The organism is Enterobacter sp. SA197, from assembly GCF_054131575.1.
In genome coordinates this window covers 1,525,918-1,539,444 of sequence record NZ_CP096393.1, presented here as the reverse complement: position 1 = coordinate 1,539,444, position 13,527 = coordinate 1,525,918, and the positions used below count along the sequence as shown (strand labels likewise).

Annotated in this window: 11 protein-coding genes and 7 tRNA genes; 17 read left to right on the top strand and 1 reads right to left on the bottom strand. The window is 52.5% G+C overall.

Translation table 11 applies throughout. The features are described 5' to 3' along the window. Positions 1–132: 132 nt before the first annotated feature. The 8 genes from asnB (at position 133) to M1D91_RS06970 (ending at position 2,768) form a co-directional block, all read left to right on the top strand. Positions 133–1,797, top strand: a complete 1,665-nt coding sequence (gene asnB, locus M1D91_RS07005; RefSeq protein WP_437430875.1) for an asparagine synthase B — start codon at positions 133–135, stop codon at positions 1,795–1,797. 227 nt (positions 1,798–2,024) lie between these two features. Further along, positions 2,025–2,101: transfer RNA gene (locus tag M1D91_RS07000), tRNA-Met, on the top strand. 8 nt (positions 2,102–2,109) lie between these two features. After that, positions 2,110–2,194: transfer RNA gene (locus tag M1D91_RS06995), tRNA-Leu, on the top strand. Positions 2,195–2,217: 23 nt separating this feature from the next. Further along, a tRNA-Gln gene (locus tag M1D91_RS06990) sits at positions 2,218–2,292 on the top strand. A 33-nt stretch (positions 2,293–2,325) separates the two neighbouring features. After that, a tRNA-Gln gene (locus M1D91_RS06985) sits at positions 2,326–2,400 on the top strand. A 16-nt stretch (positions 2,401–2,416) separates the two neighbouring features. Further along, positions 2,417–2,493 (top strand) — tRNA-Met (locus M1D91_RS06980). A gap of 50 nt (positions 2,494–2,543) precedes the next feature. Beyond that, a tRNA-Gln gene (locus tag M1D91_RS06975) sits at positions 2,544–2,617 on the top strand. A gap of 77 nt (positions 2,618–2,694) precedes the next feature. After that, a tRNA-Gln gene (locus M1D91_RS06970) sits at positions 2,695–2,768 on the top strand. Between the two features lie 89 nt (positions 2,769–2,857). On the opposite strand, the gene ubiF is transcribed toward M1D91_RS06970, so the two are convergent. Continuing rightward, positions 2,858–4,033, bottom strand: coding sequence for a 3-demethoxyubiquinol 3-hydroxylase (gene ubiF, locus M1D91_RS06965; protein WP_437430874.1), 1,176 nt, complete (start codon positions 4,031–4,033; stop codon positions 2,858–2,860). Positions 4,034–4,240: 207 nt separating this feature from the next. Between ubiF and miaB the strand changes: the two genes are divergently transcribed. The 9 genes from miaB (at position 4,241) to M1D91_RS06920 (ending at position 13,466) form a co-directional block, all read left to right on the top strand. Next, positions 4,241–5,665, top strand: a complete 1,425-nt coding sequence (gene miaB, locus M1D91_RS06960) for a tRNA (N6-isopentenyl adenosine(37)-C2)-methylthiotransferase MiaB (protein ID WP_437430873.1) — start codon at positions 4,241–4,243, stop codon at positions 5,663–5,665. Between the two features lie 168 nt (positions 5,666–5,833). Continuing rightward, positions 5,834–6,880: a PhoH family protein gene (locus M1D91_RS06955; RefSeq protein WP_437430872.1), complete on the top strand. Its 1,047-nt coding sequence runs from the start codon at positions 5,834–5,836 to the stop codon at positions 6,878–6,880. Beyond that, a complete protein-coding gene (ybeY, locus tag M1D91_RS06950; RefSeq protein WP_437430871.1) occupies positions 6,877–7,344 on the top strand; it encodes an rRNA maturation RNase YbeY in 468 nt (155 codons plus the stop codon). The genes M1D91_RS06955 and ybeY overlap by 4 nt, the downstream gene beginning before the upstream one ends. Before the next feature lie 102 nt (positions 7,345–7,446). Next, complete coding sequence (corC, locus tag M1D91_RS06945) at positions 7,447–8,325, top strand: CNNM family magnesium/cobalt transport protein CorC (RefSeq protein WP_437430870.1); 879 nt, start codon at positions 7,447–7,449, stop codon at positions 8,323–8,325. Positions 8,326–8,330: 5 nt separating this feature from the next. After that, positions 8,331–9,872: an apolipoprotein N-acyltransferase gene (gene lnt, locus M1D91_RS06940; protein ID WP_437430869.1), complete on the top strand. Its 1,542-nt coding sequence runs from the start codon at positions 8,331–8,333 to the stop codon at positions 9,870–9,872. A gap of 360 nt (positions 9,873–10,232) precedes the next feature. Further along, positions 10,233–11,168, top strand: a complete 936-nt coding sequence (locus tag M1D91_RS06935; RefSeq protein ID WP_437430868.1) for an amino acid ABC transporter substrate-binding protein — start codon at positions 10,233–10,235, stop codon at positions 11,166–11,168. 158 nt (positions 11,169–11,326) lie between these two features. Then, positions 11,327–12,067 carry a glutamate/aspartate ABC transporter permease GltJ gene (gene gltJ, locus M1D91_RS06930; protein ID WP_437430867.1) on the top strand — a complete coding sequence of 247 codons (741 nt, stop codon included), beginning with the start codon at positions 11,327–11,329 and terminating at the stop codon, positions 12,065–12,067. Then, positions 12,067–12,744, top strand: a complete 678-nt coding sequence (gltK, locus tag M1D91_RS06925) for a glutamate/aspartate ABC transporter permease GltK (RefSeq protein WP_437430866.1) — start codon at positions 12,067–12,069, stop codon at positions 12,742–12,744. Before gltJ ends, gltK begins: the two co-directional genes overlap by 1 nt. Further along, the gene (locus M1D91_RS06920; RefSeq protein ID WP_437430865.1) at positions 12,741–13,466 is read left to right on the top strand and encodes an amino acid ABC transporter ATP-binding protein; all 726 of its coding nucleotides are present in this window, start codon (positions 12,741–12,743) and stop codon (positions 13,464–13,466) included. Before gltK ends, M1D91_RS06920 begins: the two co-directional genes overlap by 4 nt. Positions 13,467–13,527: the final 61 nt, after the last annotated feature.

Sequence of the window (13,527 nt, the reverse complement as noted above, 5' to 3'; positions counted from 1 at the left end):
ACTTTTCCACCCGTAAAAGGCTTGCGGACACTCCCGCTTTACGGCATTTTCTTTAACAAGCAATAAGACAACGCGATGACGCGGCGTCTGCACACTACAACACTGCAATGCCTGACAGTAACGGAGAAGTCTATGTGTTCTATTTTTGGCGTACTGGATATTAAAACCGACGCAGTTGAATTGCGTAAGAAAGCGCTGGAGTTATCCCGCCTGATGCGCCATCGCGGCCCGGACTGGTCTGGGGTATATGCAAGCGATAAAGCGATTCTTGCCCATGAACGCCTGTCGATTGTCGACGTCAACGCCGGTGCTCAGCCGCTCTACAACGAACAAAAAACACATGCGCTGGCCGTCAACGGTGAAATCTATAACCATCAGGCCCTGCGCGCTGAGTATGGCGACCGCTACGCATTTCAGACCGGTTCCGATTGTGAAGTTATTCTGGCGCTCTATCAGGAGAAAGGTCCGGAATTCCTTGATGATCTGCAGGGCATGTTTGCTTTTATTCTTTACGATATTGAACAAGACGCCTACCTGATTGGCCGTGACCATATCGGTATCATTCCGCTGTATATGGGGCATGATGAGCACGGCAATATGTACGTTGCGTCAGAAATGAAAGCACTGGTACCTGTCTGTCGCACCATTAAAGAGTTCCCGGCAGGCAGCTATCTGTGGAGTAAAGACGGCGAAATCCGTTCTTATTATCAGCGTGACTGGTTCGATTACGACGCAGTTAAAGACAACGTCACGGACAAAGACGCGCTGCGTCAGGCGCTGGAAGATTCTGTAAAAAGCCACCTGATGTCCGACGTGCCCTATGGTGTGCTGCTCTCTGGCGGCCTGGACTCCTCCGTGATCTCCGCTATCACCAAAAAATTTGCGGCTCGTCGCGTTGAAGATGAGGAGCGTACAGAGGCCTGGTGGCCGCAGCTACACTCTTTCGCCGTTGGCCTGAAAGGTGCGCCGGATCTGAAAGCTGCGCAGGAAGTAGCAAACCATTTGGGTACCGTGCATCACGAAATTCACTTCACCGTGCAGGAAGGTCTTGATGCTATTCGCGATGTGATTTACCACATTGAAACCTACGATGTGACCACGATTCGCGCTTCCACGCCAATGTACCTGATGTCTCGTAAGATCAAGGCTATGGGCATCAAGATGGTGCTGTCGGGAGAGGGTTCGGATGAAGTCTTTGGCGGCTACCTCTATTTCCATAAAGCGCCGAATGCCAAAGAGCTGCACGAAGAGACGGTTCGCAAATTGCAGGCGCTGCATATGTTTGACTGCGCGCGAGCTAACAAAGCGATGTCTGCCTGGGGAGTTGAGGCGCGCGTGCCGTTCCTGGATAAAAAATTCCTCGACGTGGCGATGCGCATCAACCCGCAGGATAAGATGTGCGGAAACGGTAAAATGGAAAAACATGTGCTTCGTGAGTGTTTTGAATCCTATCTGCCGGCAAGCGTTGCCTGGCGACAGAAAGAGCAGTTCTCTGATGGTGTAGGTTACAGCTGGATTGATACGCTCAAAGAGGTGGCGGCACAGCAGATCAGCGATCAGCAGTTGGCCACTGCCAGCTACCGTTTCCCGTACAACACGCCGGGTTCGAAAGAAGCGTACCTGTATCGCGAAATTTTTGAAGAGTTGTTCCCGCTGGCAAGTGCTGCAGAGTGTGTGCCTGGCGGCCCGTCCGTCGCCTGCTCGTCGGCAAAAGCGATTGAGTGGGATGAATCCTTCAAAGCTATGAACGATCCATCAGGTCGCGCAGTTGGCGTGCACCAGTCTGCTTATCAATAACAGGTTATTATCCATTCAGGCCCTTCGGGGCCTGTTTTTGTTTCTGCAAAGGATTTACTGCACAAAAGCGATAAATAACCAATAATTGCCGAATTATGCGTCAGGCTGTTCGCAACCTAACCAAACAATCACATTACGGCAATTTTCGATGAAAAAGGTATTGACGCTGTCAGGCCCAATACGCATAATGCGCCCCGCAACGCCGATAAGGTAACGCGAAAAAAGATGGCTACGTAGCTCAGTTGGTTAGAGCACATCACTCATAATGATGGGGTCACAGGTTCGAATCCCGTCGTAGCCACCATCTTTTTTGCGGGAGTGGCGAAATTGGTAGACGCACCAGATTTAGGTTCTGGCGCCGCAAGGTGTGCGAGTTCAAGTCTCGCCTCCCGCACCATTCACCAGTAAGCGTTGCACGGATGGGGTATCGCCAAGCGGTAAGGCACCGGTTTTTGATACCGGCATTCCCTGGTTCGAATCCAGGTACCCCAGCCATATTTCTTCGAGTAAGCGGTTCTCCGCGGTTTTTGGGGTATCGCCAAGCGGTAAGGCACCGGTTTTTGATACCGGCATTCCCTGGTTCGAATCCAGGTACCCCAGCCATCGAAGAATGCAGTCTGGCTACGTAGCTCAGTTGGTTAGAGCACATCACTCATAATGATGGGGTCACAGGTTCGAATCCCGTCGTAGCCACCATTAAAGATTTAGCCTATCGCCGGCATCATGGCGGTAGAAAAGAAACAAATTGGGGTATCGCCAAGCGGTAAGGCAGCGGATTCTGATTCCGCCATCCGAGGTTCGAATCCTTGTACCCCAGCCAATTTAAAAAGTCGTTTTCCTTCGGGTTAGCGCACAGTAGTTGAAGTTTTATGATAATCGCGTAAAATTTCACGCTATTGGGGTATCGCCAAGCGGTAAGGCAGCGGATTCTGATTCCGCCATCCGAGGTTCGAATCCTTGTACCCCAGCCACTTAAATGCAAAAAGCTCGCTTCGGCGGGCTTTTTGCTTTTCTGTCTGCGGATGATTTCAGCCTCTCATGCGAGGAGAGGCCTGATTCATTACAGTCCTAGTGCATATTTCAGTGCCTGTCGTTTCAGCACCCCTGCGCGTTCAGCCGCCATTAACCCAAGATTGCGCAGAATACGCACCGGCCCGAGATCGTTACTGAACCCGGCGTAGAACAGATCCATCCCGCTTTGCATAATGAAGTTATCTGCCATCCGGCGTGACTGATACCGTTTGAGAACCTGATGACTGTCCCAGGCCTCGCCATGACTGCGCGCGCGGGTTAACACATCCAGAAGGCAATCCACATCCCGGTAACCCAGGTTTACGCCCTGCCCTGCCAGTGGATGAATGGTGTGTGCGGCATCGCCTACCAGCGCCAGCCCCTGACGGGCATATTGCAACGCGTGACGACGCGTCAACGGAAATGCCCCGGCAGCAACCGGTGTGATGCGCCCTAAACGCGAGGGGAAGCACCGCTCAATTTCCTCTCGCAGTTGCGGCAGGCTCAATGACTGTAGCTGACGGATGCGGGCGGGAGTGTCATACCACACCAGCGATGCCCAGTTATCAAATAACGGTAAGAAAGCGTGAGGCCCGGCGGGGGTGAAATGCTGCCATGTGCTTTCCCCTGGCGCCTGTTCACACTGCACGGTGATAAGCATGCAGGATTGTTGATAGTGCCAGGCGTGAATACCAATACCAGCAGCCTGTCTGACCCGGGAATTAGCGCCATCGGCACCAACCACCAGTCTGGCTGACAGCGAACTACCGTTTTCAAACAGCAGTTCATGGCTATCGTGTTGAAACTCGATAGTGTTAAGCAATGCAGGAACACGAAGCGTCACAGCGGGATGGGCGTCAAGCGCCTCCCATAACGCGCGCTGCAGCACGTTATTCTCAACCATATAACCGAGCACTGGTAGTTTCAGCTCATGCGCATCAAAGACAACGTGGGCATTCTCCCACTCCCAGGTCTCCAGACGCCGGTAAGGGTGGCAGCGCATCGCCTCAATACGCTCCCAGACGCCAAGTCCCCTTAACAACGCCACTGACGAGGCGCTGATGGCGGAAATACGAACATCCGGTTGCGCGTCATCCCGGAAAACAGGCGGAGTAGTATGCTCAATAACCGTGACAGCAAAGCCATGTTGCGCCAGCCCCAGCGCCAGCGCCCCGCCGACCATACCGCCGCCAACAACGGCAACCTCAGTGGATTGATTAATCATGCTCATTGTCCTTTAACGAGAATCCCTTAAGTCTACCGGATTTTTGACAACTTGAGGCTGACAAGCGTCATACTGGTCAGGGCGCAACCAAAGCATTACACTATTCCCCCTGCAATTCTGACGCTATACCCGTCATACTTCGCATCGCAGGTGCGTTGGCACTAATCATAAGAATGCGGGTATACCCACTTAAGCATGAGCAAGTCGATGACAAAAAAACTCCATATTAAAACCTGGGGCTGTCAGATGAATGAATATGATTCATCAAAGATGGCCGATCTGCTGGATGCCACGCATGGTTATCAGCTTACCGAGGTGGCGGAAGAGGCAGATGTGCTGCTGCTTAATACCTGCTCTATTCGCGAGAAAGCGCAGGAAAAAGTCTTCCATCAATTGGGGCGCTGGAAGTTACTCAAAGAGAAAAATCCTGATCTGATCATTGGTGTTGGCGGCTGCGTCGCCTCCCAGGAAGGGAAGCTCATCCGTCAGCGCGCCCATTATGTCGATATTATTTTTGGACCACAAACGCTGCATCGCCTCCCGGAAATGATCAATTCTGTGCGCGGTGACCGCAGCCCGGTGGTGGACGTCAGCTTCCCGGAGATCGAGAAGTTTGACCGTCTTCCCGAACCGCGCGCGGATGGCCCAACGGCGTTTGTTTCCATAATGGAAGGCTGTAATAAATACTGCACCTACTGCGTCGTGCCCTATACCCGTGGTGAAGAGGTTAGCCGCCCGAGCGATGACATTCTGTTCGAGATAGCGCAACTTGCCGCCCAGGGCGTGCGTGAAGTGAATCTACTGGGTCAGAACGTAAACGCATGGCGTGGTGAAAATTACGATGGCAGCACGGGCTCTTTTGCTGATTTGTTGCGTCTGGTCGCGGCCATCGATGGCATCGATCGTATCCGTTTTACCACCAGCCACCCGATTGAATTCACCGACGACATCATCGAAGTCTACCGCGACACCCCGGAACTGGTGAACTTCCTGCATCTGCCGGTGCAAAGTGGTTCCGATCGCGTACTGAATCTGATGGGCCGTACCCATACCGCACTGGAATACAAATCCATCATCCGTAAACTGCGCGCCGTAAGCCCGGATATTCAAATCAGCTCTGACTTTATTGTGGGTTTCCCTGGGGAAACGACGCAGGACTTTGAGCAGACCATGAAGCTTATCGCTGAGGTGAATTTTGATGTGAGCTATAGCTTTATTTTCTCTGCCCGTCCGGGTACACCGGCTGCGGATATGGTGGATGATGTGCCAGAGGAGGAGAAGAAGCAGCGTCTCTATATCCTACAGGAGCGTATCACCCAACAGGCAATGGCCTGGAGCCGTCGGATGCTGGGCACCACACAGCGTATCCTGGTTGAGGGCACCTCTCGCAAGAGCGTGATGGAGCTCACCGGCCGCACGGAGAATAACCGGGTGGTCAACTTCGAAGGTAGTCCGGATATGGTCGGCAAATTTGTAGATGTTGAGATAACGGATGTGTACACCAACTCCCTGCGCGGCAAAGTAGTCCGTACCGAAGCGGAGATGGGACTTCGCGTCGCGCAATCTCCGGCATCGGTTATCGCCCGAACCCGCAAAGAAAATGAGGCTGGTGTCGGTTTTTACCAGCCCTGATTCAGTTGGCCTGTCTCTGCGGCAGGCCTTGTTTTTCCCGTCACCGGCCCCCATTTCTTCTTCAGTGCTTGCGCCTTTATTAAGTGGCGTGAATAATTCTTTAAGGGCTTATGGTCTCTGAGATGATAAGCCAGCCCTTCCCGGCATTTCACAGATAAGAGGAACAGTTTGAATATAGATACGCGTGACATCACCCTTGAGCCAGCGGACAACGCTCGCCTGCTGAGCCTGTGTGGACCGTTTGATGACAACATCAAACAACTGGAGCGGCGACTGGGCATCGAAATCAACCGTCGCGATAACCATTTCAAACTTACCGGACGCCCAATTTGCGTCACTGCGGCCGCCGATATTCTGCTGAGCCTGTACGTTGATACTGCACCGATGCGCGGTCAGATTCAGGATATTGAACCTGAACAAATCCATCTGGCCATCAAAGAAGCGCGTGTGCTTGAACAAAGCGCCGAGAGCGTGCCGGAGTTTGGTAAAGCCGTAAATATCAAAACTAAACGTGGCGTAATTAAGCCGCGCACGCCGAATCAGGCGCAGTACATTGCCAATATCCTTGATCATGACATCACGTTTGGGGTTGGCCCTGCTGGTACGGGTAAAACCTATCTGGCCGTCGCCGCAGCGGTGGATGCGCTTGAACGCCAGGAGATCCGCCGCATTCTGCTGACCCGTCCGGCGGTTGAAGCGGGCGAAAAGCTGGGCTTTTTGCCTGGCGATTTAAGTCAGAAAGTTGACCCTTACCTGCGCCCGTTGTACGACGCGCTGTTTGAGATGCTGGGCTTTGAAAAGGTCGAGAAGCTGATTGAACGCAACGTCATTGAAGTCGCACCACTGGCCTACATGCGTGGTCGCACACTGAACGATGCTTTTATTATTCTTGATGAGAGCCAGAACACGACCATCGAACAGATGAAAATGTTCCTGACCCGTATTGGCTTTAACTCCAAAGCGGTCATCACTGGCGACGTGACGCAGATTGACCTGCCACGCAACATGAAATCGGGCCTGCGCCACGCTATTGAGGTATTGGCAAACGTCGACGAAATCAGTTTTAACTTTTTCCACAGCGAGGACGTTGTTCGTCATCCTGTTGTCGCACGTATCGTCAATGCTTACGAAGCGTGGGAAGAAGCCGATCAAAAACGCCGCGCGGAGCAAGCCGCCGAGCGTAAACGCGAAGCCCAGGAGCATGAGCAAAAATGAGTCAGGTGATACTCGATTTACAACTGGCATGTGAGGATAACAGCGGTCTGCCGGAAGAGGCCCAGTTCCAGGGCTGGCTGGACGCGGTTATCCCGCAGTTTCAGGAAGAAGCAGAAGTCACCATCCGCATCGTGGATGAGGCTGAAAGCCATGATTTAAACCTGACTTACCGCGGGAAAGATAAATCCACCAACGTGCTCTCTTTCCCGTTTGAAGCCCCGCCGGGGATTGAACTGCCGCTGCTGGGTGATTTGATTATTTGCCGTCAGGTCGTGGAGCAGGAAGCGAAAGAACAAGGCAAGCCGCTTGAGGCACACTGGGCGCATATGGTCATTCACGGCAGTTTACATTTGCTGGGATATGACCATATCGAGGATGACGAAGCGGAAGAGATGGAAGGCCTCGAAACAGAGATAATGCTTGCTCTGGGCTATGAGGATCCGTACATTGCCGAAAAGGAGTAGCCCCGGCGCCAGTTTACTGGTGCGCAGGAGCATTATGCCGTCAGGTGCTGAGTTTACGCGTGACGGCGACATTTCAACTAACATGAGAACCCACACGACGCCATGAGCGACGATAACTCACACAGTAGTGACACACTTACCAACAAAAAGGGATTTTTCTCTCTTTTACTGAGCCAGCTTTTCCACGGCGAACCGAAAAACCGTGAGGATTTACTGGCCCTCATCCGTGATTCCGGGCAAAACGAGCTAATCGATCAAGATACGCGCGAAATGCTCGAAGGGGTAATGGACATCGCCGACCAGCGCGTGCGTGACATCATGATCCCCCGGTCGCAAATGATCACCCTGAAACGTAACCAGACCCTGGATGAATGTCTTGATGTCATCATCGAATCTGCGCACTCGCGTTTCCCGGTCATCAGCGAAGACAGAGATCACATCGAAGGGATTCTGATGGCCAAAGATCTGCTGCCGTTTATGCGCAGCGATGCCGAAGCCTTCAGTATGGAAAAAGTGCTGCGCCAGGCCGTTGTCGTTCCTGAAAGCAAACGCGTTGACCGGATGCTGAAAGAATTCCGCTCACAGCGCTACCACATGGCGATTGTGATTGACGAGTTTGGCGGCGTTTCCGGCCTGGTCACTATTGAAGATATCCTGGAACTTATCGTCGGTGAAATCGAAGACGAGTACGACGAAGAAGAGGATATCGATTTCCGTCAACTCAGCCGTCATACCTGGACCGTGCGTGCGCTTGCGCCGATTGAAGATTTCAATGAAACCTTCGGCACCCAGTTTAGCGATGACGAAGTTGACACCATCGGTGGGCTGGTGATGCAGGCGTTTGGTCATCTTCCTGCACGTGGCGAATCCATTGATATAGATGGTTACCAATTCAAGGTCGCTATGGCCGACAGTCGACGTATTATTCAGGTTCATGTCAAAATACCGGACGATTCCCCCGAACCGAAACTGGACGAATAACCTAAATGGCATTTGCCCCCTTGTTTGAACGCCAGCGCGTTAGAATGCTGCTGGCGCTGCTATTCGGAGCCAGCGGAACGCTGGCTTTTTCTCCTTATGATATCTGGCCTGCCGCACTGATCTCCCTGATGGGACTGCAAGCCCTTACCCTTAACCGCCGCCCGCTTCAGGCCGCCGCAATTGGCTACGCCTGGGGGATGGGCCTTTTTGGTTCCGGGGTACATTGGGTTTATGTCAGCATTGCGCAGTTTGGCGGTATGCCGGGTCCGGTCAACGTCTTCCTCGTCGTGTTGCTTGCCGCTTATCTCTCCCTGTACACGGGCTTATTTGCGGGGGTGCTGTCGCGCCTATGGCCTGCAACGACCTGGATACGGCTTGCTGTTGCAGCGCCCGTGGTGTGGCAGCTCAGTGAGTTTCTGCGCGGCTGGATACTGACGGGCTTCCCGTGGCTCCAGTTTGGTTATAGCCAGATTGATGGTCCACTGAAGGGGCTTGCTCCGGTAATGGGCGTCGATGCGATTACGTTCTTACTGATGGTGGTCAGTGGATTGCTGGTACTGGCCGCCACTACGCGTTCCTGGCGTCCACTGGTTGCCGCACTGGTGCTTTTTGCGCTCCCCTTCCCGTTGCGTTACATCCAGTGGTATCAACTGCTGCCGGAGAGAGCAACGCAGGTCTCGCTGGTACAGGGCAACATCCCCCAGTCGGTTAAGTGGGATGAAAGACAACTGCTGGATACATTAAAGATTTACCTTAACGCCAGTGAATCCGTGATGGGTAAGTCACAGTTGATCATCTGGCCGGAATCGGCGATTTCCGATCTGGAAATTAACCAGCAGCGCTATCTGGGCATGATTGACGGACTGATGCAGTCAAATAACAGTTCACTCATCACCGGCATTGTTGATGCGCGTCTTAACCAGCAAAACCGTTACGATACCTATAATACGATTATCACGCTCGGCAAAGGCAACCCTTACAGCTACAACTCCAGCGACCGTTACAACAAGAACCATCTTGTGCCTTTTGGAGAATTTGTGCCCCTTGAGAGCATCCTGCGCCCGCTGGCACCCTTTTTTGACCTGCCGATGTCATCATTCAGCCGTGGCCCCTATGTTCAGCCCCAGTTAATGGCACATGGCTTTAAACTGACCCCGGCTATCTGCTACGAGATTATCCTTGGCGAACAGGTGCGGGATAACTTCCGTCCTGACACGGATTTCCTGCTGACTATTTCTAATGACGCCTGGTTCGGTAAATCTATCGGCCCGTGGCAACACTTCCAGATGGCACGCATGCGCTCGCTGGAGCTGGCTCGCCCGTTGTTACGCAGTACCAATAACGGCATCACGGCGGTGATTGGTCCCACGGGTGCGATTCAGGCGATGCTTCCGCAATTCACCCGCCAGGTTTTGACTACCACCGTGACGCCTACCTCAGGCCTGACACCCTATGCCCGCATGGGGAACTGGCCGATGTGGGTAATCACCGCGCTGCTGGGCTTTGGCGCGCTCATTATGAGTCTGCGACAACGCCGCTCGAAATAATTCTCTTCAGCCCTCTCTTTATGATGAGGGCTTTCTCCGCCTCTGACTCGTCAGAATCCATTTCTGGCACATCAATTGCTTTATTCATCCTGACCCTGGGAAATTTTATGGATGCGCAACTGTCTCGCACCATAACGGATCATGATGAGCACCAAAACGGTGCAATGGAAGATTTTTGCCTTTAAACGGTGCGGTGCACTTCGCAAAAACAAACAATAACGCAGCAAAATCTTTACATTAAGCCAAACTAAATGCTAACAAACGCAGACTACACTGCACGCATTTGCAGCAGGATATAACAAACACAACACTCACAATGGGTATCAATGCGTCTCTGGCGCGACGATAAAGGAGTTGGATATGCAATTACGTAAACTGGCCACCGCAATGCTGGTAATGGGAATGTCTGCCGGTCTCGCACATGCCGCCGATGAAGCGAAACCAGCCGATGCCGCAGCTACGCCGGCAGCGCAAGGGGCGACGCTGGAAAAAATTGCCAAAAACGGTGTGATTGTGGTCGGACACCGTGAATCCTCCGTACCGTTCTCCTATTACAACAATGAACAAAAAGTCGTGGGTTATTCTCAGGACTACTCCAACGCCATTGTTGAAGCGGTGAAGAAGAAGCTCAACAAGCCGGATTTGCAGGTCAAACTGATCCCTATTACCTCACAAAACCGTATTCCGCTGCTGCAGAACGGTACCTTTGACTTCGAGTGTGGTTCCACCACCAACAACCTCGAGCGCCAGAAGCAAGCCGCCTTCTCTGACACGATTTTCGTGGTTGGTACGCGCCTGCTGACCAAAAAAGGTGGCGACATCAAAGATTTCCCGGATCTGAAGGGCAAAGCTGTTGTCGTGACGTCAGGAACCACTTCCGAAGTGTTACTGCATAAACTGAACGATGAGCAGAAAATGGACATGCGAATCATCAGTGCCAAAGACCACGGTGATTCCTTCCGTACGCTGGAAAGCGGTCGTGCTGTTGCGTTCATGATGGACGATGCTCTGTTAGCAGGTGAACGTGCGAAGGCTAAAAAAGCCGATAACTGGGACATCGTGGGTAAACCACAGTCGCAGGAAGCCTACGGCTGTATGCTGCGTAAAGGGGATACCGAGTTTAAGAAGCTGATGGATGACACTATCGCCCAGGTACAAACCTCAGGCGAAGCGGAAAAATGGTTTGATAAGTGGTTTAAAAACCCCATCCCACCGAAAAACCTGAACCTGAACTTTGATCTCTCTGACGAGATGAAAGCCCTGTTCAAAGAACCCAATGATAAAGCGCTGAACTAATTAAAACGATTAGGGGCGGGTTTACCCTGCCCTCTCGATTGTCGAAGCAGCACGGACAGACTATACGCTGAATGGTCGTTCCCCATTCAGCGCGAACTCAGGCTCTTCACACAATCTTCGAGGGTAGCGCTGCTACCCTTTTTTTCCGGAGTAGATTTATGTCAATAGACTGGAACTGGGGAATTTTCCTGCAACAAGCCCCGTTCGGCAACACCACCTATCTTGGCTGGCTGTGGAGCGGCTTTCAGGTGACGATCGCCCTGTCGATCACCGCCTGGATTATCGCTTTTCTGGTTGGCTCACTGTTTGGCATCCTGCGCACCGTTCCTAACCGTTTTTTATCCGGTATTGGTACGCTTTACGTGGAACTGTTTCGTAACGTTCCGCTTATCGTGCAGTTCTTTACCTGGTATCTGGTTGTACCTGAACTCTTGCCGGAAGATCTTGGCATGTGGTTTAAGGCCGAGCTCGATCCCAATATTCAGTTCTTCCTTTCATCAATGATTTGCCTCGGGCTTTTTACCGCTGCGCGCGTATGCGAGCAGGTGCGTGCCGCCATTCAGTCGCTGCCGCGTGGTCAGAAGAATGCCGGTCTGGCAATGGGATTGACGCTGCCACAAACCTACCGGTATGTGCTGCTGCCAAACGCTTATCGCGTTATCGTGCCGCCCATGACCTCAGAGATGATGAACCTGGTGAAAAACTCGGCCATCGCCTCCACTATCGGTCTGGTGGACATGGCGGCCCAGGCCGGAAAACTACTGGACTACTCAGCGCATGCCTGGGAATCCTTTACGGCCATTACCCTCGCCTATGTATTGATTAACGCCGTCATCATGGTGGTGATGAACCTGGTTGAACGCAAAATTCGCCTGCCAGGCAATATGGGAGGCAAATAATGTACGAATTTGACTGGAGTTCTATTGTTCCCTCCCTGCCTTATCTGATGGCCGGGCTGGTTATCACCCTTAAAATTACCGTGACAGCCGTTATTGTGGGTATTGTCTGGGGAACTATCCTGGCGGTGATGCGACTGTCGAGTTTTGCCCCCGTCGCCTGGTTTGCCAAAGCGTACGTCAACGTTTTCCGCTCAATACCCTTAGTCATGGTGCTGTTGTGGTTTTACTTGATTGTGCCAGGACTACTGCAAAACGTGTTGGGCCTATCACCCAAATCAGACATTCGCCTGATTTCCGCGATGGTAGCGTTCTCGATGTTTGAGGCCGCGTACTATTCTGAAATTATTCGTGCTGGCATCCAGAGTATCTCCCGTGGGCAGTCGAGTGCGGCCCTGGCTCTGGGGATGACGCACTGGCAATCCATGAAACTCATTATTTTGCCGCAGGCGTTTCGTGCCATGGTGCCCCTGCTGCTTACGCAAGGGATCGTGCTGTTCCAGGATACGTCGCTGGTTTATGTATTAAGCCTTGCCGACTTCTTCCGTACCGCCTCCACCATTGGTGAGCGTGACGGAACCCAGGTGGAGATGATCCTGTTTGCCGGTGCCGTATATTTTGCTATTAGCCTGAGTGCCTCGTTGTTGGTCAGCTATCTGAAAAGAAGGACAGTTCAATGATTACCCTGAAAAATGTTTCTAAATGGTATGGTCACTTTCAGGTGCTGACCGACTGCTCCACCGAAGTGAAAAAAGGTGAAGTGGTGGTGGTGTGTGGGCCATCCGGCTCGGGAAAATCCACGCTGATTAAAACCGTCAATGGGCTTGAGCCGGTACAGAAAGGCAATATTGAAGTTAACGGTACGCCGGTAAACGATAAAAAAACCGATCTGGCTAAACTGCGCTCCCGGGTGGGAATGGTGTTTCAGCATTTTGAGTTATTCCCTCACCTGTCGATCATCGAGAACCTGACCCTGGCGCAGGTGAAAGTGCTCAAGCGCGACAAGGCGGCTGCGCGTGAGAAGGGGCTGAAATTACTGGATCGCGTGGGGCTCTCCGCCCATGCCAATAAATTCCCGGCCCAGCTGTCGGGTGGGCAACAGCAGCGCGTGGCGATTGCGCGCGCACTCTGTATGGATCCGGTTGCCATGCTCTTTGATGAACCGACCTCGGCCCTTGACCCGGAAATGATCAACGAGGTGCTGGACGTCATGGTCGAGCTGGCGAATGAAGGGATGACCATGATGGTGGTGACCCACGAAATGGGCTTTGCCCGTAAAGTGGCCCATCGCGTTATCTTTATGGATGAGGGTAAAATTGTTGAAGACTCAGCGAAAGAAGAGTTCTTTGCTAATCCTAAGTCCGAACGCGCGAAAGACTTCCTCGCCAAAATCCTGCATTAATCGTTCCGACGCGTGCTCCCAGGAGTGCGCGTCTCATCACGCTTTGTCGTTTCACTTCTCG

Excerpts from the sequence above, each read along its gene's own strand:
- M1D91_RS06935 (WP_437430868.1), top strand. The coding sequence starts at position 10,233 with ATGCAATTACGTAAACTGGCCACCGCAATGCTGGTAATGGGAATGTCT.
- lnt (WP_437430869.1), top strand. The coding sequence starts at position 8,331 with ATGGCATTTGCCCCCTTGTTTGAACGCCAGCGCGTTAGAATGCTGCTG.
- corC (WP_437430870.1), top strand. The coding sequence starts at position 7,447 with ATGAGCGACGATAACTCACACAGTAGTGACACACTTACCAACAAAAAG.
- gltJ (WP_437430867.1), top strand. The coding sequence starts at position 11,327 with ATGTCAATAGACTGGAACTGGGGAATTTTCCTGCAACAAGCCCCGTTC.
- miaB (WP_437430873.1), top strand. The coding sequence starts at position 4,241 with ATGACAAAAAAACTCCATATTAAAACCTGGGGCTGTCAGATGAATGAA.
- gltK (WP_437430866.1), top strand. The coding sequence starts at position 12,067 with ATGTACGAATTTGACTGGAGTTCTATTGTTCCCTCCCTGCCTTATCTG.
- asnB (WP_437430875.1), top strand. The coding sequence starts at position 133 with ATGTGTTCTATTTTTGGCGTACTGGATATTAAAACCGACGCAGTTGAA.
- ybeY (WP_437430871.1), top strand. The coding sequence starts at position 6,877 with ATGAGTCAGGTGATACTCGATTTACAACTGGCATGTGAGGATAACAGC.
- ubiF (WP_437430874.1), bottom strand. The coding sequence starts at position 4,033 with ATGATTAATCAATCCACTGAGGTTGCCGTTGTTGGCGGCGGTATGGTC.
- M1D91_RS06920 (WP_437430865.1), top strand. The coding sequence starts at position 12,741 with ATGATTACCCTGAAAAATGTTTCTAAATGGTATGGTCACTTTCAGGTG.